Source organism: Nonomuraea aurantiaca (assembly GCF_020215705.1).
GTDB classification, from domain to species: domain Bacteria; phylum Actinomycetota; class Actinomycetes; order Streptosporangiales; family Streptosporangiaceae; genus Nonomuraea; species Nonomuraea aurantiaca.
Window position 1 is genome coordinate 37,652 of record NZ_JAIWNB010000031.1, and the last position, 18,108, is coordinate 55,759.

The following is an 18,108-nucleotide window of genomic DNA, read 5'->3' on the forward strand; positions in this document are numbered from 1 at the left end:
ATTTCCGCTTCCTCTCACCACCCGGTGTGGTCGATGTGCTCGCTCATGCTGTGCTTGGCCGCTCGAGCGCGGAGCGAGACCAGGACGAGAGTCCAGCGCCGCTTGCGGGCGCCTTGAGCCACCCCGCCCATCGTCATGGGTGACGACATCTCGGAGAGCAGGAGACCACCGATGACTCTCAAGTTCCCGTTCGACTGGCCGCCCGGGGCACAACCGCCGGAGGAACTCGCCACGCTGCGGGACGAGCCGGTGGTGCGGGCGGTCATGCCGAGCGGCGACCCGGTCTGGCTGGTGACGCGCTACGCGGACGTCCGGGCGGTGCTGTCGGACCAGCGCCTGAGCCGCAACCGGGAGCGCCCCGGCGCGCCGCGCATGACCGCGGCGGCGCGGACCAAGATGTTCCAGAACCCGAAGATCGACCGGGATCCGCCCGAGCACACCCGCATGCGCCGGCTGATGACCAAGGCGTTCACCCCGGCGCGGATCGAGCGGCTGGGCCCCTATGTGGAGGAGGTGGTGGCGGAGCTGCTGGACCGCTGGCGCAAGCCGCCGGTGGACCTCGTCGCCGAGTTCGCCCTCCCTCTGACGCTGCGGGTCATCTGCCGCCTGCTCGGCGTCCCGGTGGCCGACCAGGAGCGCTTCCGCACCGGGCTGGGCGAGGCGTGGCAGTACATCGGCGAGCTGATCGAGGTCAAGCGGGCGAACCCGGGCGACGATCTGATCAGCGAGCTGATCGGGGTGCACGACGACCAGGACGGGCGGCTGAGCACGCACGAGCTGCACGTCTGGTGCACCGTGCTGCTGATGGCCGGGCACGAGACGACCGCGGCGCAGATCGGCAGCGGGGCGGTGCTCCTCATGCGGCACCCCGACCAGCTCGCCCTGCTGCGCTCCGAGCCGGAGCGGATCCCTGACGCGGTGGAGGAGTTGCTCCGCTTCCAGGTGGCCGGCCACTCGCTGTCGATGCTGCGGTACGTCACGGAGGACATCGAGATCGGCGGGGTCACCGTACCGGCTGGCTCCGGCGTGGTGCCGGTGCTGGAGTCCGCCAACTTCGACGAGTCGGTCTTCCCCAGCCCGCTGCGCCTCGACATCACCAGGGACGCGCGGGACCAGATCGCCTTCAGCGCCGGCCCGCACTACTGCCTGGGCGCGGCGCTGGCCAGGCTCGAACTGCGGATCGCGTTCGCCGCGCTGATCGAGCGCTTCCCGGACCTGCGGCTCGCGGTCGACGCCGCCGAGCTCAGGCACCACGACAACCCACTCGAACTCGGCTTCGTCGAGGTTCCCGTCACCTGGTGACCAGTGGAGGAAAAATGCGAGACGGCTACTACCTTTCGAGCTATCTGACCATCCCGGGCTTGCACCGGCTGGCGATGGTGTCCTACCGGCACGACAACAACGTATCGCTGTGGCACAAGGAGGGATCGGAGATCAAGCTCCTCGGTCACTGGGAGTTCGAGCGGCTGAGCGGCTTGAAACATCATCGGACACCGTTCCTCGGCATGGAGGATCTGCGCCGGTTCGTGAACGGCCTGATCGGCGCCTTCGGGGTGTCGCTCGACGACATGAACGAGGTGTGGGGCACTCCGGGCCTCGCCACCACCGACGACTACCACTTTGTCGCCGAATATCCGGATATCTCGTTCCACAGCGTGGCGCACCTCTACAGCGCGATGCTCCTGGACAGCGAGACGTTCTTCGAGGGCGACATCCTCGGGCTCGCCGTGGACGGCGGGCCGGACCGCCTGCTCGACCAGCGGTACAAGCGCTTCTGGTTCACCGGCGCGGTGAGCCGCCGCGGCGTCGTCGAGACCTTCCCCGTCGCCTCGCCCGGCCTGCTCTACAGCACCGCCAAGAACCGGTTCAAGATGCGCGAGGGCACGCTGATGGCACTGGCGACGGCCACCACGGCGACCGGGCAGTGCGACCGCGAGAGCATCCTCGACAAGTTCGAGTTCACCGGCCTGGCCGCGCTGGAGAACGCGCCCCTCGCGTTGGACGAGATCGTCTCCGAAGTACGCGCGACGTCGACCGTCGACCCGGATTTCACCGAGGAGGAGAGCTTCGTCAGCGCCGTGATGAAGGAGGTCCAGGCGGTCTCGGTGATGAGCATGGAGCGGAACATCGACACCGCTCTGGAGAAGTTCCGTCTCGACCCGGCCGGGACCCACCTCGCGCTGGCCGGCGGCTACGCCCTGAACTGCCCGACCAACAGTCACCTGATGGCCAAGTACGGCTTTCGCGGGCTGCTCGCGCCGCCGTGCGTGGACGACGGCGGCCAGGCCGTCGGCATCGGCCTGGCCGCCTTCCACAAGAAGAGCGAAGGCCGGCGGTTCTCCTTCCGCTTCCCCGGCGCCTACCTCGGGCGCTCGGACAACGGTCTCGACGGCGCCCTGGCGGAGTTCGAGGAGTTCGTGGCCGACGTCTCCGACCTCGACTACGACACCGCGGTGCGGGACATCCTCGCCGAGCCCGTGGCCTGGTTCGACGGGCGCTCGGAGATCGGGCCGCGGGCGCTGGGCAACCGCAGCCTGATCGGCGACCCGACCTCGCGGGCGGCCAAGGACGCGCTCAACCAGTTCAAGCTACGCGAGTGGTGGCGGCCGGTCGCGCCGGTGGTGCTGGAGGACCACCTCGAGAAGTGGTTCGAGGACAGCAGGCCCTCGCCGTACATGCTGGAGACCTTCACGATCCGTGAGGACCGCCGCTCCCGCATCCCGGCGGTCGCGCACCTCGACTACTCCGCCAGGGTCCAGTCGCTCAACGCCGAGCAGAACCCGCGGCTGCACGCGCTGCTGACCGCCTTCCATGGGCACACCGGCGTGCCGATGCTCTGCAACACCTCGCTGAACGACAAGGGCGAGCCGATCATCGACACGATCCGCGAGGCGATCAACTTCTGCTTGCGCAGGAGGATCAGCGTCGGCTACTTCAACGGCCGCAGGGTGGCCTTCCGCAACTTCGACTCCTACCCGGCGGACGGGCCGTACCCGCGTACGACGGAACCCTTCACCGAGATCACGGAGAGCCGGGCCCAGGCCGTGCACGCCGAGCTGAACCCGCACGGCCTGCCCGAGCTGTACCTGCACGTGTTGTTCCTCGACCTCTCCCTGAGCGAGAAGTTCGACCTGCGGGTGGAGGAGGAGGCGGCGGCCGCGTTCGAGGCGGTGGACAGCCGGCTGCGCGCCGACCCCTCGTTGCGGCAGGCCGCCGAGCGCAGCATGCGCCGCGCGGAGCAGCGGTTCACCAAGTTCGGTCCGGACGCGCTGCTCAACCTGGAGCTGGGCGCCGTCCGCCAGATCACCGGCGCGTGAGCGACCTGGCGGGCTCGACCGGCGTCCGTGCCGGGCCCCGGTGACGGGCGTCAGTGACGGGCGTCAGTGACGGGCGAGGGAGGGACGTAGCTCGGCCAGCGCGCCCGCCACCTCGGCCGGCGCGGCCTGGCCGCGCATTTCCTCCCGCAGCTCGCCGGCGACCAGACGGGGCCCCGGGTCGGCCAGCAGCCTGGCCGTCTCCTCCCGCACCGCCGCCGGCGCCAGCTCGGCCAGGCTGAGCACCTGCGCCGCACCCCGGGCCGCAACCCGCCCGGTGTGCCCGGCGTGGTCGGGCAGTTGCGGCACCAGCAGCATGGGCAGGCCGAAGGAGAGCGCGGTGAGGATGCCGCCGGCGCCGCCGTGCCCTATGAAGGCGTCGCAGTCGCGCAGCACGTGCCGCAGCGGCACGTCGACCACGACGCGCACGTTGGCCGGCAGTGTGCCGGGCAGCTCGCCGGGCAGGTCCCGCCGCTCGGCGAGCAGGTCCCGCTGCGTGGCCGAGACCGCCAGCACCACCTCCGCCTCCGTCTCGGCGAGGGCGGCGGTGATCCGCCCGGCGATGAAGCGGACCGGGTCCACCTTGGCGATGGTGTGTCCCCAGCTCACGCACACGCGGGGGCGGCCCCGCCGGGCGGATGGCTCGGCCGGCCGCCATGGCGTGGTCTCCGCGCCGTTGTAAGGCAGATAGCGCATCGGCAGCAGCCGGTGGTCGCCGGGCAGTTGCACACTGGCCGGCACCGGGTCCACGGTCACCGCGCCGAACGGGTCCACCGGCCCCGCGCCGAACCGGCCGGCCAGTGGCGCCAGCGCGTCCGGCAGCACGGCGCGGGCCCGTTGCAGCAGGTCGACGCCGTAAAGCTGGCGCACGGCCGGAATCCCCGTGACCGCGGCGGCGAGCGGGGCGGCCAGCGTCGTCTGGTCGTAGACCACAAGATCGGCCCGCCAGTCCCTGATCAGGTGGATCAGGTCGGCGGTCATCGACTCCGCGTGCGCCAGCAACATCCGCAGCACCCGGGGGCCCTTCCCGTCACGCCTGGGCGGCGGCCCGGCGGCGCCGGGCAGGGGGATCAGGTAGTCCCGGACCATGCCGGGCGTGTCGACGTCCGTCCCCACGACCGCGGCCGGCAGGTCCGCCCGCATGACGTCGCGGGTGAGGCCGGGCTCGCTGGCGAACACCACCTCGTGCCCGGCGGCGCGGCAGGCTCGCGCCAGGGGGACCAGTGCGTACAGATGCGAGGGCCAGGCCCAGGTCGTGAACAGCACACGCATGGGGCGTATCCTCCTCAGCTGCTCGTCGGCACGCCTCGCGGCTCGTCGGCGCGCCTTCCTGCGCCGACGATGGCACCGTCTCCTGGAGGATCGCTGGAGCGCGACACCGTCTCGATCGCGCGTCGAGCAGCAGCGACCATCGTGACGGTGTGAGCGAACCACGCATCGCCCTGATCACCGGGGCCAACCGAGGACTAGGACACGCGACCGCCGCCGAGCTGCATCGCCGGGGTCTCCGTGTCATCGTGACCGCGCGGGACGCGGACGACGCCGCGGAGGCGGCCGCGCGGATCGGCCCGGACGTCCGCTCCCATCCGCTCGACGTCACCGATCCCGGCGGCGTCGAGCGGGCGGCAGCCCGGCTCGGGCCCGTGGACGTGCTCGTGTGCAACGCGGGCGTGCTGCTCGACGCCGGCGACGACCCGTTGTCGGTGCCGCTGGAACGGGTGGAGCGCACACTGAGGGTCAACCTCCTCGGCGGGTGGCGGGTGGCCCAGGCTTTCGTCCCGGGGATGGTGTCCCGGGGCTGGGGGCGGGTGCTCTTCGTCTCCAGCGGCACCGGGTCGTTCAGCGTCGGGCTGTGGACCGGGGCGCCCGCGTACTCGGTGTCCAAGACCGCCGTCAACGGGCTGACCACCATGCTCGCCACCTGTACCAAGGGAACCGGCGTCCTGGTCAACGCGGTCAACCCCGGACAGACGAGGACCAGGATGGTGCCCACGGCCAGCCGGACGCCGGACGAGGCCGCCGCTGACATCGCCGACGCGGCCACGCTCCCTGACGATGGGCCGACGGGCGTGTTCCTCCGCGGCGACCGTCAGATGGGCTGGTAACCGCGCTGGAGCTGACTTCGAGCATCCTTCCACCGACCGCGGCAACCATCGAAGCAGCCCTTCGACTTATTCGCAGGAGGCGAAAACGTGCACCGGACTCTGATCGTCGCCAAGCTGAGGAATGCCGACACCCGGCCGATAGCCGAGGTGTTCGCCGAGTCCGACGCGACCGAACTGCCCCACATGGTGGGCGTGAGCCGTCGAACTCTGTTCCACTTCCACGACCTCTACTTCCACCTCGTCGAGGCCGACCAGGACATCTCCCCCAACTTGTACAAGGCACGCAGCCACCCGCTCTACGAGGACATCAACGCCCGGCTGGCCAAGCTGGTCGCACCGTACGACCCGAACTGGCAGGAGCCGAAGGACGCGATGGCCACGCCCTTCTACGTGTGGAGCGACAAGGAGGGGAGGCTGCAGTGACCGCCGCCGAGACATCCGGCGGGAGCGCCCCCGCCGAAGTGAAGGCCGTCAAGGTGAACGCCGCGGACGTGGCACCCAACCGCCGCCGCGGCGGCGACATCCGGGTCACGCTCAGCCCGAAGACGGTCAGCTGCACCTCTGGGTTCGGCGGCGTGCTGTACCTCAAGCCCGGCGAGCATGTGGCCGAGCACTACCACCCGTACTCCGAGGAGTTCCTGCACGTGATCGCCGGCGAGCTGGAGATGACCTTGGACGGCGAGCCGGTCCGGCTCTCGCCCGGTGACTCGCTGCTGGTGCCGATCGGCGTACGCCATCGCCTGGTGAACGGCGGCGAGGAAGAGGCGCACGTGGTGTTCCACCTCTCGCCGCTGGCTCCCCGCCCCGACCTGGGTCATGTGGACACCGAGCAGTTACCGGCCCCGCAGGAGCCCAACCCCCAGGTCGGGGGCTCCAGGTGAGCCGGGAGGCGGTGATCACCGGCATAGGCGTCGTCGCGCCCGGCGGCATCGGGCGCGAGGCGTTCTGGCGGCTCCTCACCGACGGGCGCACCGCCACCCGGCGGATCACGCTGTTCGACCCCAGCGAGTTCCGCTCGCAGATCGCGGCCGAGGTGGACTTCGACCCCAAGGCCGCGGGGCTGTCGGCGCAGCAGATCCGGCGGATGGACAGGGCCGCCCAGTTCGCCACGGTCTGCACAAGGGAGGCGGTCGCCGACAGCGGCATCGACCTGGCGGCCTTCGAGCCCGACCGAGTCGGCGTCGCGATCGGCAGCGCCGTGGGCTGCACGATGGGCCTGGAGGCGGAGTACACGGTCCTGGCCGACGAGGGTCGCCGCTGGCTGGTGGACCACACCTACGGGGTGCCCCACCTGTACGGGTACATGGTGCCCAGCACGCTGGCCGTCGAGGTGGCCTGGGAGGCGGGCGCGGAGGGCCCGGCGGCGCTGATCTCGACCGGCTGCACGTCGGGCCTCGACGCGATCGGCCACGGGGCCGTGCTCATCGAGGAGAACGCGGCGGACGTCGTGATCGCGGGGGCGACGGACGCGCCTTTGTCGCCCATCACCTCCGCGTGCTTCGACGCGATCCGGGCCACCTCCCCGAACAACGACGACCCCGAGCACGCCTCGCGGCCGTTCGACGCGACCCGGGACGGCTTCGTGCTCGGCGAAGGCGCCGCCGTGATGGTTCTGGAGGAGGCCGAGAGCGCGCGGCGGCGCGGCGCGCGGGTTTACGCCCGCCTCATCGGGTTCGCCAGCCGCAGCAACGCCTTCCACATGACGGGGCTCAAGCCCGACGGGCGCGAGATGGCCGAGGCCATCCGTGTGGCGATGGACCAGGCCAGGATCGACCCGGCGGACGTCGACTACATCAACGCGCACGGTTCGGGCACCCGGCAGAACGACCGGCACGAGACGGCGGCGTTCAAGCGCAGCCTCGGTCAACGCGCCTATGAGATCCCAGCCAGTTCGATCAAGTCGATGGTCGGCCACTCGCTCGGCGCGATCGGCTCCCTGGAGGTCGCGGCGTGCGCCCTGGCCCTGGAACGGCAGGTCGTGCCGCCGACGGCCAATCTGCGACACCGCGACCCCGAATGTGACCTCGACTACGTGCCGATCACAGCCCGGGAGCACGAGATGGACGTCGTGCTCAGCGTCGGCAGCGGTTTCGGCGGCTTTCAGAGCGCCATGGTTCTCGCGCGCCCCGCGTAGCGGCTTATCCATCCTGACTCATCACTCAGGAATGCCATCTGACACCTCTAGTAGAATTTCAGGATCCTGTCAAGATTACGGATAGGTAGATCAATGAAATCAGGGGCGCTCCGCTCCCGCCAGGGGGACCCGGGTTCGGGCAGGTGGCGTCTTAGCAGATCACCGGCCTGTCAATCAGGAAAGCATTCTTGCCGATGGAATATTTAGCCATCAGCCACGCCGGATGGCTAAGGGTTTAATTCAGGGCTTTCCCTGAGGCGTGGTATCCGGAGTGAGTGATACCGTCAGTCAAGCATTCGTCATACTCCGTAGACCCAGCGATCTTCGAGTCATTTTCAAGATCCAATTACCTGCGTCTGCTAAGTTCTTTTAGAGGCGATCGTCCGATGATGGCCGAAGAGACGCCGGGTGAGTTCTCGTCGCCACAGACGGCCCATTTCTCGGACAAGCCGACGCATGACGACCGACGTCCGGCGCGACGCGGACGAAAGGGACTCGAGGGACGCTGGGGACGGGGTGCGTGGTGGAAATCAACCTTCTCGGTCCGATGGAAGTGTTCAGGCATGGCGTTATTTTGACGCCATCGGCTCCCAAACTGCGCACTGTGCTCAGTTTGCTGGCCGTTCAAGCGAGGATAGTCGTCCGAACCGACAAGATCATTGAGGAGCTCTGGGAGGACAACCCACCGGCGAGTGTCACTACCACTTTGCAGACCTACATCTACCAATTACGCAAGTTGTTACGGCTGGGCACGTCCCCGAACGTGGACAGCGCCGGCGACACGCCGGCGGACGCCGCCCTGCGCACCTCTCCCTACGGATACGCGCTGGTCCTCGACCCGGACATGCTCGACACCATTCGTTTCGAGCGGCTGTCCGACCAAGGCAGGAGGGAGCTGGAGGCGGGTGACACGAACGCCGCCGCCGAGACCCTCTCCCGTGCCCTGCGGCTCTGGCGCGGGCCCGCGCTGGTCGATGTCGGCCACGGGCCGGTGCTGCGCGCGGAGAGCCTGCGGCTGGAGGAGATGCTCAAGAACGCGCTGGAACGCCGCATCGAGGCGGACCTGCACCTGGGCCGACATCATGAGCTGCTTGGCGAGCTGACCCGACTGGCCGCCGAGCAGCCCACCCACGAAGGATTCCAAGCAAAGCTGATGCTGGCGCTGCACCGCGCGGGCCGCCGCTCCGAGGCGCTGAAGATCTACCAGCGCACCCGGAGCACTCTGGCCACGGAGCTGGGCCTCGATCCGTCCAACGACTTGGAGCAACTACACCGCGCCGTGCTGGACGCGGACGAGAGCCTCGCACTGCCGCGCCCCCGGACCCCGGTTCGACTGAACCGCAGTCGTCCGCCGCGCCAGCTCCCACCCGAGGGCTCCGCGCTCATGGGCCGGCAGCCGCAGGTCGGCGCTCTGCTCGCCGCCCTGTCAGCCCGGCAGCACCACGCGCCGCCGGTCGTCGTCATCACCGGCCCGCCCGGTTCGGGCAAGTCCGCGCTGTGCGCGCAGGTCGGGCACCGGGCCAACGGCCCCTATCCCGACGGCCAGCTCTACGCGCGCCTACTGGACGCCCATGGCCGCCCGGCCGACCCCCGCGACGTCCTCGCCGAGTTCCTACGCGCCATGGATGTGCCGGAGGACCGCATCCCCGCCACTCTGAGCGAGCGCTCAAGGCTCTTCCGCACCTGGACCGCGGACCGGCACGTGCTGGTGACCCTCGACGATGTGGTCCAGACCGACCAGCTGCTCCCGCTGATGCCCGCGAGCCCCGACTGCGGCGTCCTGGTCACTGCCCGCAGGCAGCTGTCCGCGCCCGAGGTCACGGCGACCGTCGAGTTGGGCCCGCTGAATGTCGAGGAAGGGATGCGGCTGCTGACCAACGTGCTCGGCAAGCACCGCATCGCCCAGGACGAGGCGGCCGCCCACGAGCTCGTCCGCCTGTGCGACGGCCTGCCCGCCGCGCTGCAGGCGGCCGCCGCGCGGCTTCAGCTCAGACCGCACTGGCCGCTCAGCAAGCTCGTCAAGGGGATCAAAGGGGAGACGGCCGAACCGGGCACCAGCCATCACGAGCTGTTCCTCTACCCGAGCGTGGAGCTGAGCTACCGGCTCACCCCGTCGGCCGTCCAGTCCGCCTTCCGCATGCTCACGCGGCTCGACGTCTCGACCTTCTCGCCGCACCTGACCGCGCACCTGCTGCGGATCTCCGAGATCCAGGCAGAGCGCCTGTTGGACGAGCTCGTGGAGTTCCAGCTCATGATGGCGGAGCCCGGTGGGGAATCGGATGTGCTCCAGTACCGCTTCCTGCCCAGCGTGCGGGCCGCCGCCCGCCAGCTGCCCGCCGATGAGGGCGACGCCCTTTTCAGCTCGGTCTACCAGGCCGTCCCCGCGTCGCGTGGCGCCAGGGGCGATGGGTTCCTCAATGAGCTGGGCGCCGGGCGGGCGCCGGTGTCCTACTGATCCGGCCCCCGCTGGTCCGGCCTTCCGTCGGTTACGCCTTACGGAGTGCTTCCGAGAATGTGGCACGGTCGCTCGACATCCAAGTCAGCGGGAAGCCCCCTCGGTCAGCAACGACGTGGTGTGCGTGCCCTCGCGGAAGGCCGGATCGGCCAGCACGGACCGGAGCAGTTCCTTGGTCGTGCGGATACCGCGGCCCACGATGCGGAACTCCGCCAGCGCCCGCTCCATCCTGGCGATCGCCTGCTCGCGGTCCGGCGCCCAGGCGATCACCTTGGCCAGCAGCGAGTCGTAGTCGGGCGGTACCCGGTAGCCCGCGTACGCGTGGGTGTCCACACGTAGGAACGCGCCGCCCGGCGGCACGAACTCGGTCAGCTCTCCCGCGCATGGCACGAAGTCGCGATCTGGGTCCTCAGCGTTGATCCGGCACTCCATGGCCACGCCGCGCGGGCTGATGTCCTCCTGCCTGACGGACAGCGGCCAGCCCGCGGCGACGCAGAGCTGCTCGCGCACAAGGTCGATCCCGGTCACCGCCTCAGTCACCGGATGCTCCACCTGGATGCGCGAGTTCACCTCGATGAACGCGAACTCCTCACCGCTGACCAGGAACTCGAACGTCCCCGCGCCGGTGAAACCCGCAGCCTTCGCCCCGGCGATCGCGGCCTCGGCGAGCCGGTCGGCCAGCGCCGGTGACACGCTGGGGGCGGGTGTCTCCTCGATCAGCTTCTGATGCCGCCGCTGCACCGAGCAGTCCCGGTTGCCGAGGGCCACGACCATGCCGTGCTCGTCGCCCAGCACCTGGACCTCCACGTGCTTGGCCTGCTCCATGAACCGTTCGAGGTAGACCCGGCCGTCGCCGAACACCGCCCGCGCGGCCGCGCTGGTGGCACGGGACGTGGCCGCCAGGTCCTCCATCCGGCGCACCACCGCCATGCCGCGCCCGCCGCCGCCGGCCGACGCCTTGATGATCAACGGGAAGCCGATCCGCTGTCCGGCGGCGAGCACGTCGGCCGCGGCGCTCACCGGCTCGGGCGTGCCGGGCAGCACCGGCAGGCCGGCGTCCGCCATCATGCTCCTGGCCAGCGCCTTGTCCCCGAGGCTGGCCATGACCTCTGGCCTGGCGCCGACGAAGACCAGCCCGTTGCTCGCGCAGATCTCCGCGAAGTCGGGGTCTTCCGACAGGAATCCGTAGCCGGGGTGCACGGCCTGCGCGCCGGTGCGCAGCGCGGCCTCGATGATCGCCGGTGGATAGAGGTAGCTGCGTTTCGCCGGGCCGGGGCCGATCCGCACCGCGACGTCCGCGGCCCGCACGGCGGCCGAGTCGCCGTCCACTGACGAGTGGACGACGACGGTCCTGATCCCCATCTCGCGGCAGGTCCGCACGATGCGCAGCGCGATCTCGCCGCGGTTGGCCACCAGCACGGTGTCGAACGGCCGTGACGGCCGACGCGTGTTCCCGGTCATTCCTCAGCTCTCGGCTCGATCACGATCAGCGGTTGGTCGTACTCGACGCCCTCGGCGTCGCCGACCAGGAATTGCGTAACCCGACCGCCGACGTCCGCGATGACCGGGTTCATCAGCTTCATCGCCTCGACGATGGCCACCTGCTGGTCCGGCTCGACGAAATCGCCGACCTGCACGAACGGCTTCGCGCCCGGCTCGGGCTGCCGGTAGAACATGCCCACCAGCTCGGCCCGCAGCACGTGACCCGTCGTCTCCGGAGCGGGCTCCTCAGGCGGCGCGTAGGCCGGCTCCGCCGCCGCGAACGGCGGCCATTCGACCTCGATGCTCGCGCCCCCCAGCCGTACGCATGCCCTGCTCGGTGGCCGCGACGCGGCGTGGACGGCGTCGGCCAGCCCTTGGCAGAGGACCGCCACCGCGTCCCGCACGCCCAGCTCGGCCAGCGCTCCGTCCCACGCGCTCGATTGCTGCGCCTCCGTCATATGGCCACCTTCTCCCTGTAGGTCCCGAACCAGCGAAGCCGCCGCCGCCGGGCCTCCCTCAGCGCGGCGCCATCCTGCTCGCGCAACTCCCGAAGCGCGCACACCACCGCGTCGCGCACCAGTTCGCTCGCCACCACCGGGTCCTGGTGCGCACCGCCCACGGGCTCCGGCACCACCCCGTCCACGATGCCGTGCGAGAGCAGTGTCGCCGCGTCGACGCCGAGTGCGGAGGCGGCCGCGGACGCGGCCTCCGAGCTGCGCCAGAGGATCGCCGCGCAGCCCTCCGGGCTGATCACCGAGAAGATCGCGTTCTCGCACAGCAGCAGGCGGTCTGCCACCGCGAGGGCCAGCGCCCCGCCGCTACCGCCCTCCCCTGTGATCACGCTGACCACCGGGACGTCGAGGGAACCCATCACCCGCAGGCACTCGGCGATCGCATGCGCCTGGCCGTGCCGCTCGGCTTCGAGGCCTGGGTGGGCGCCCGGGGTGTCGATGAGCGTGACCACCGGCACCCGGAGCTTCGCGGCCAGCCGCATCAGGCGCACCACCTTGCGGTAGCCCGCGGGTGACGGCATGCCGAAGTCGCGCCGTACCAGCTCTTGGGTGGTGTGGCCCTTCTGATGGCCGATCAGCATCACCGGCAGGCCGTCGAGGTCGGCCAGCCCGCCCACCACGGCGGGGCAGTCGGTGCCGGCCCGGTCGCCGCGCAGCTCGACGAACTCCGAGCCCCAGGCGACGACATGGTCCAGCGTGGTCGGCCGGCCAAGGTCGCGGGCGAGACCGACCACCTGGTCGGCCGACCTGCCGGGCAGCAGCTCCGGATCGCGGATCACCGGGTCGGTCACGGCCGCGCCCCAGCCCGGGTCCGGCGGCGTTCCCACGGCGAGCAGCGACTGGAGGACCTGCGGCAGTTCCCCGCGCGGCACGACGCCATCGAGCAGGCCTTGACCGAGCAGGAACTCGGCGGTCTGGAAGCCCTCCGGCAGCTGTTGCCGGATGGTCTGCTCGATCACCCGCGGCCCCGCGAATCCCATCCTGGCTCCGGGCTCGGCGAGGATCACGTCCGAGAGCGTCGCGTAGGACGCGGCCACCCCACCGTAGGTCGGGTCGGTCACCAGGGTGATCGTCAGGAGGCCCGCCTCGTCGAGGGCCGCCATCGCGTTGCTCGTCCTGGCCATCTGCAGGAGGGAGAAGGCGCCCTCCTGCATGCGCGCGCCGCCCGACGCGGTGACGATCAGCAGCGGTAACCGGTGCTTCAGCGCCTCCTCGGCCGCGGTCACGATCGCCTCGCCCTCGGCGGCGCCCATACTCCCGCCGAGGAAGCGGAAGTCCATGACCGCCACCACCGCGCCGCGACCGCGCACGGTGCCGCGCACCGCGCGGATCGCGCAGTCCATCCCGGTACGTGAGCGCGCCTTGTCCAGCCGGTCGGCGTAGGAGACGAGGTCCTCGAACCGGAGCGGGTCGTGCACCGAAGGGGCGGGCTCGACCGGCGTGCCGGAGTCCGCGTCGAGCAGCTGCTCCAGCCGCTGCTCGGCGGTCAGCTGCCCGTGCCGGCCGCAGTCGGGGCACACCATGGACAGGCGATCGAACCGCTTGCGGTAGACAAGCATCCCGCAGCCCGCGCAGGACAGCCAGTCCGTCAGATCCATCGTGGTCTTCGTGGTCTTCGTGGTCCCATTCGGAACGGGTTTCACCAGCAGATCTCCTAGGCTAGTAGGACGCTGTTACCTGATAGACGGCGAACGGCCGGGGCAGTCTGTCATCCCTGAACGGGCGCAGCGGCGCCGTCTGGCGCTTGTGATCGGGCCCCCGCTCCCATTCCAGGAAATCCGCCAGGCTGCGCCACGCGCTCACCACCACGAAGTCGCCGTCATCGGTGACCGACCGCAGCAGCTCGTTGGACAACAGGCCGGGCACCCCGGCCAGCCGGTTGCTCGCCTCGTGATAGGCCGCTTCGATGCCGGCGACGTCGGTCGTCGCGTGATAGAGCAGCACCCGCACGCCCTCGTCCGTCACCGCGCCTCCCATGCCTGGTGCGTGGGTGCCTCCACGAGCGCGGAGCCGACCGCCCCCGGCAGGTGGGCGACGATGTGCATCGTGCTCATGGTCCCGCCCACGCGGTAGGGGTGGAGTTTCTTGCGGTGATCCAGGTGCCGGTCGCTGGTCTCGAACTCGCGGAAGCGCGGCTCGTCCACCCAGTCGCTCATGATGTAGTAGATCCCCTTCTCCTCGCCGTCAGAGGCGAGCCACTGTCCGAGGTTCGCCGGGTGCGTGGTGACGGAGTCACCGACCTCCAGCCACACCCGCTCGAACTCGCGCTCCATGCCCGGCTTGATCTGCAGGCGGAGCATGACGCGGAACACGGTCTCGCTCATGAGATGCCCCCGTCCACCGACGTGACGGAGCCCGTGACGTACCGCGACAGGTCGCTGGCGAGCCACTGCACGGCATCCGCGACCTCGGCGGGAGTGCCCAGGCGGCCGAGACAGGTCTTGCCGGAGTACCGCTCGACCATCTGCGCGCGCTGCTCCTCCGGCATCTGGTCGAACGCCTCGGTGTAGATCATGCCGAGGGCCAGCACGTTGAACCGGATACCCTTCGGGCCGAACTCCCTCGCCAAGCTCCGGAACAGCCCGTGCAGCGCGGCCTTGGTGGCGGTGTAGTGCGCGCGCAGCGGGATGCCGACTTCGATCGACTTCGAGCTGATGCCGATGACCGAGGAGCCCTCGCCCAGCATGGGCAGCGCGTGCTGGATCACCAGGTGCACGGCGGTGAGGTTGGTGTCGACGATGCGCTGCCACTCGGCGAGGTCGAGTTTCGCGTAGGGGACGTGGGTGATCGCGGCGGCGTTGTTCACCACCAGGTCCAGCCGGCCGTCGAACCGGTCACCGCACTGCTCCAGCAGGTTGGCGATCTGCTGGGGATCAGTCAGGTCGGCACGCAGCAGCGCGTGCCGGCCGCCGATCTTTTTCAGTTCGTGCTCGAGTGAGACGACGTGCTCGCCCTCCTGCCGGTAGCAGGTGATGACGTCCACTCCCGCTTCGGCGAGCGCGAGGACGATGCCGCGGCCTATCCCGCGGGTGCCGCCCGTGACGAGCGCCCGCTTGCCGCTCAAGCCGAGATCCATGGTGTTCCCTTCCTTCACTTCTTGAGCACGAGCGCGGCGGTGAATCCGCCGTGCCCCCGAGCCAGCGTGAGCGCGGTCCGCAGCCCGCCGTCGCGCGGCTGGCCTAGGACCAGGTCGATGTCACATCCAGAAGCGAGCCTGGTGGGGCCGACGGTGGCCGGGATGACGCCGTCGCGCAGCGCCAGCAGCGACGTCGCGACGTCGAGGGCGGCGCCACCGCCGTAGAGCCGGCCGGTCAGCGTCTTGGGCGCGGTGACCGGGACGCCCCGCGGGCCGAACACCGCGGTGATGGCCTGTGCCTCGGCGAGGTCGTCGGCCGGCGTGCCGCAGGCGTCCGCGAACACGACGTCCACCTCGGACGGCGCCGTTCCGGCGTCGGCCAGCGCGCGCTCGATCGTGCGGCGCAGGGCCGGCGGCCGGTCCGAGCCAGGCGCGGGGTCGAAGCCCGCCGCGTAGCCCGCGATCGCACCGTAGATCGTGCCGACGCCGCGTTCCCGGGCGCTCTCGGCGTTCTCCACGATGAGCATGGCGCCGCCCTCTCCGGGCAGGTAGCCGGCGGCGGCCGCGTCGAACGGCAGGTACGCTCGCTCAGGGTCGTCCACTGTGGACAACCTGCCGCTGGAAAGCTGCGCGACGAGGCCGTAAGGGCACAGCGAGGCGTCGGTGCCCCCGGCCACCACAATGCGTGACCCCCGCCGGATCAGCCGGCGCGCCTGCCCGAGGGCGTCCAGGCCGCCGGCCTGCTCACAGCAGAGCACCCCGCACGGACCACGCATGCCGTGCCGGATCGACACCTGACCGGTGGTGGCGGCGTAGAACCAGGCGATCGACTGGTAGGCGCCCACCCAGGACGGGCCGTTGAGATAGAGCCGCTCCATCTCATGCTGGCCGAACTCGGTGCCGCCCGACGAACTGGCGGTCACCACGGCCATCTCGTACTCGGGCAACTCGGCGGGCACCACGCCGGCATCCGCCAGCGCCGCCTCGGCAGCCACCATGCCCATGTGCGTCCAGTGGTCGGTCTGCGGGATCAATCGGCTGGGCAGCTGCTCCCGGGCGACGAATCCGGGCACCTGCCCGGCCAGCCGCACCGGGTAGCCGGTCGCGTCGAACCGCGTGATGCTGCCGATCCCCGATTTTCCGGCCAGTGTGGCCTGCCAGTGTGTCTCGGTCCCGATCCCGGTCGGCGCGACGATCCCGATGCCCGTCACCACCGGCCTGTCCACCATGTGCGCTGTGTTCATGCGCTGCTCTCCCTGACGGCGTCGCCCGCGGGCCGCGGCGCGGGGGAATCAAGACTGGACCTCAGCCCGTTGGCCAGGACGCGGCGGCCGAGCGCGAAGGCGAGCCCGCAGACCGTCGCCAGTGCTCCGAGCCCGAGGTAGTACAGCGGCTCCGGAATCACCTCGGCGAGCCTGATCACACCACTGCCCAGCCCACCGCCGAGCCCGGCGAACAGCCACATCAGCCCCAGCGTGCGCCCCATGAAGCCCGGAGGGAGCACTTCGGCCGCCGCCGAGATGATCACCGCTGCGACGATGATCTCGCCGCAGGCGTGGGTGAGGTAGACGATGACCAGCCACAGCGGTGACACCTTCTCACCCGACGAGGCGAACACCGTGGTCAGCGACATGATCAGGAAGCCCGCACCGACGAGGAGCAGGCCGACGGCCAGCTTGACCGGGACGTGGTTCCGCCCGGCGAGCGCCGGTAGCACGACCGCGATCAGTGGCGCGAGCAGCAGGATGAACAGCGGAGTCGCGGCCTGCAGCCAGCTCGCCGGGATCTCCATGCCGAGCACGTCGCGGTCCACATGGTCCCGGGCGAACAGGTTCAGCAGCGACGCGGCGTGCGCGATGATCATCCAGAAGAGCGTGGAGCCCAGGAGGACCGCGAGGAAGGTACGCAGTCGGCGCCGGTCGTGCGGGCCGAGGCCCGAATTGCGGTAGATCGCGATGTAGCACACGATCGGGACGATCACGCTGAACACGCCGACCAGACCGATCGCCATACCCACGCTGAGCCGGCCGGCCAGCCCCAGCGCGAGCACCACCGCGACGGCCACCGCGATGGCCAGCCCGGAACGCCGCGCGATGGCCCTACGCTCGTCGACCGGCAGCGGCCGCACCGGCCGCTTCCCCACATCGCCGAACCGCCCGGCGCTCAGCCGAAGCTGGATCGCGGTGGTCAGCATGACCAGCGCGGCCACCGCGAAGGCCAGGCTCCAGCTGACGCGCTCTCCCAGGTAGCCGACCAGCAGCGGCGCCGCCAGCGCGGAGACCTGCGTCGCGACGTACATGAGCGAGATGCCCGCCTCGCGGCCGCGGCTCCCGCCGAACATCAGGTTGATCATGGCCTGGTGGTTCGGCTTGTACACGGCACCGCCGACGGCCACCAGCGGCAGGCCGACCGCGGCGCCCCAGCCCGTGGGCACGGCCAGACACAGGTAACCGGCCATGCCGGCCACACAGCCGACGACCAACGCCCGCCAGTTGCCCAGCACCTGGTCGCCGAGCCAGCCGCCCGCGATCGACAGCATGAACATGAAGCCGATCCACGCGCCGAACAAGGTCGCGGCATCGGTGGCCGGCAGGCCCAGGCCGCCGCGGGAGGCGGGAGCGGACGCGTACAGCACGAGGATGGCCTGCAGGCCGTAGAAGCCGAAGCGCTCAAGTGCGTCGCTGGTGAACAAGGTCAGGTACCAGCGAGGCATCGTGCGCAAGGTGATGGCTCTGTCGGCGGTGCTCATCGCGCTCCGCCGTCCGGGGGTCCGCCGTCCGGGAATCCGCCCGCCTGTGTGTCGGCGAGCGCCGATGCTCTCACGTCGTACATGCAGGACCTTCTTTCAGCTCAACCGGCAACGCCCTCTTGCGTACCGGAGCCGACTCGAATCTGCCTTGCGTTGCGGGCAGCGAGCCGTCGAGCGGCGCGGCTTCGACCGGACGCGGCGAGCTCACGGGAACCGCACGAGAATGGGGAAGTCGGGCCGTTCGCGGCCCGTATGGCGAATCGTGCTCGACGCCCAGGTAA

Annotated in this window: 17 protein-coding genes; 7 read left to right on the forward strand and 10 right to left on the reverse strand. The window is 70.4% G+C overall.

The genetic code is table 11. The features are described 5' to 3' along the window. Positions 1-14: 14 nt before the first annotated feature. The gene (locus LDL49_RS57650) at positions 15-149 is read right to left on the reverse strand and encodes a hypothetical protein (protein WP_263656372.1); all 135 of its coding nucleotides are present in this window, start codon (positions 147-149) and stop codon (positions 15-17) included. A gap of 22 nt (positions 150-171) precedes the next feature. Here LDL49_RS57650 and LDL49_RS45875 point away from each other — a divergent pair, with 22 nt between their 5' ends. Both LDL49_RS45875 and LDL49_RS45880 read left to right on the forward strand, forming a co-directional pair. Beyond that, complete coding sequence (locus LDL49_RS45875) at positions 172-1,302, forward strand: cytochrome P450 (protein WP_225301237.1); 1,131 nt, start codon at positions 172-174, stop codon at positions 1,300-1,302. A 14-nt stretch (positions 1,303-1,316) separates the two neighbouring features. Beyond that, positions 1,317-3,317 (forward strand): carbamoyltransferase C-terminal domain-containing protein, encoded by a 2,001-nt coding sequence (locus LDL49_RS45880; protein ID WP_225301238.1) that lies wholly within the window; start codon positions 1,317-1,319, stop codon positions 3,315-3,317. Positions 3,318-3,380: 63 nt separating this feature from the next. On the opposite strand, the gene LDL49_RS45885 is transcribed toward LDL49_RS45880, so the two are convergent. Further along, a complete protein-coding gene (locus tag LDL49_RS45885; RefSeq protein ID WP_225301239.1) occupies positions 3,381-4,586 on the reverse strand; it encodes a nucleotide disphospho-sugar-binding domain-containing protein in 1,206 nt (401 codons plus the stop codon). Positions 4,587-4,735: 149 nt separating this feature from the next. Between LDL49_RS45885 and LDL49_RS45890 the strand changes: the two genes are divergently transcribed. The 5 genes from LDL49_RS45890 (at position 4,736) to LDL49_RS45910 (ending at position 10,008) form a co-directional block, all read left to right on the forward strand. Continuing rightward, on the forward strand, positions 4,736-5,419 hold the full coding sequence (locus tag LDL49_RS45890) for an SDR family NAD(P)-dependent oxidoreductase (RefSeq protein ID WP_225301240.1): 684 nt from the start codon (positions 4,736-4,738) through the stop codon (positions 5,417-5,419). Between the two features lie 87 nt (positions 5,420-5,506). Beyond that, positions 5,507-5,842: a TcmI family type II polyketide cyclase gene (locus tag LDL49_RS45895; RefSeq protein ID WP_225301241.1), complete on the forward strand. Its 336-nt coding sequence runs from the start codon at positions 5,507-5,509 to the stop codon at positions 5,840-5,842. Further along, the gene (locus LDL49_RS45900) at positions 5,839-6,300 is read left to right on the forward strand and encodes a cupin domain-containing protein (RefSeq protein WP_225301242.1); all 462 of its coding nucleotides are present in this window, start codon (positions 5,839-5,841) and stop codon (positions 6,298-6,300) included. The genes LDL49_RS45895 and LDL49_RS45900 overlap by 4 nt, the downstream gene beginning before the upstream one ends. Further along, complete coding sequence (locus tag LDL49_RS45905) at positions 6,297-7,553, forward strand: beta-ketoacyl-[acyl-carrier-protein] synthase family protein (protein ID WP_225301243.1); 1,257 nt, start codon at positions 6,297-6,299, stop codon at positions 7,551-7,553. Before LDL49_RS45900 ends, LDL49_RS45905 begins: the two co-directional genes overlap by 4 nt. A gap of 547 nt (positions 7,554-8,100) precedes the next feature. Next, complete coding sequence (locus LDL49_RS45910; protein WP_225301244.1) at positions 8,101-10,008, forward strand: AfsR/SARP family transcriptional regulator; 1,908 nt, start codon at positions 8,101-8,103, stop codon at positions 10,006-10,008. 84 nt (positions 10,009-10,092) lie between these two features. Here the strand turns inward: LDL49_RS45910 and LDL49_RS45915 are convergent, their stop codons facing one another. The 8 genes from LDL49_RS45915 to LDL49_RS45950 are packed head-to-tail and all read right to left on the reverse strand — an operon-like array spanning position 10,093 to position 17,827. Next, entirely contained in the window at positions 10,093-11,469 is a 1,377-nt protein-coding gene (locus tag LDL49_RS45915) for an acetyl-CoA carboxylase biotin carboxylase subunit (RefSeq protein ID WP_225301245.1), read from the reverse strand. Further along, the gene (locus tag LDL49_RS45920; protein WP_225301246.1) at positions 11,466-11,948 is read right to left on the reverse strand and encodes an acetyl-CoA carboxylase biotin carboxyl carrier protein; all 483 of its coding nucleotides are present in this window, start codon (positions 11,946-11,948) and stop codon (positions 11,466-11,468) included. The genes LDL49_RS45915 and LDL49_RS45920 overlap by 4 nt, the downstream gene beginning before the upstream one ends. Then, positions 11,945-13,645 (reverse strand): acetyl-CoA carboxylase carboxyltransferase subunit alpha/beta, encoded by a 1,701-nt coding sequence (accA, locus tag LDL49_RS45925; RefSeq protein ID WP_225301247.1) that lies wholly within the window; start codon positions 13,643-13,645, stop codon positions 11,945-11,947. The genes LDL49_RS45920 and accA overlap by 4 nt, the downstream gene beginning before the upstream one ends. A gap of 16 nt (positions 13,646-13,661) precedes the next feature. Further along, positions 13,662-13,967, reverse strand: coding sequence for an antibiotic biosynthesis monooxygenase family protein (locus tag LDL49_RS45930; protein ID WP_225301248.1), 306 nt, complete (start codon positions 13,965-13,967; stop codon positions 13,662-13,664). Beyond that, entirely contained in the window at positions 13,964-14,326 is a 363-nt protein-coding gene (locus tag LDL49_RS45935; protein WP_225301249.1) for an antibiotic biosynthesis monooxygenase family protein, read from the reverse strand. The genes LDL49_RS45930 and LDL49_RS45935 overlap by 4 nt, the downstream gene beginning before the upstream one ends. Then, a complete protein-coding gene (locus tag LDL49_RS45940) occupies positions 14,323-15,078 on the reverse strand; it encodes an SDR family NAD(P)-dependent oxidoreductase (protein ID WP_225301250.1) in 756 nt (251 codons plus the stop codon). Before LDL49_RS45940 ends, LDL49_RS45935 begins: the two co-directional genes overlap by 4 nt. Before the next feature lie 14 nt (positions 15,079-15,092). Beyond that, a complete protein-coding gene (locus LDL49_RS45945) occupies positions 15,093-16,322 on the reverse strand; it encodes a ketosynthase chain-length factor (protein ID WP_225301251.1) in 1,230 nt (409 codons plus the stop codon). After that, positions 16,319-17,827, reverse strand: a complete 1,509-nt coding sequence (locus LDL49_RS45950; RefSeq protein WP_225301252.1) for a peptide MFS transporter — start codon at positions 17,825-17,827, stop codon at positions 16,319-16,321. Before LDL49_RS45950 ends, LDL49_RS45945 begins: the two co-directional genes overlap by 4 nt. Positions 17,828-18,108: the final 281 nt, after the last annotated feature.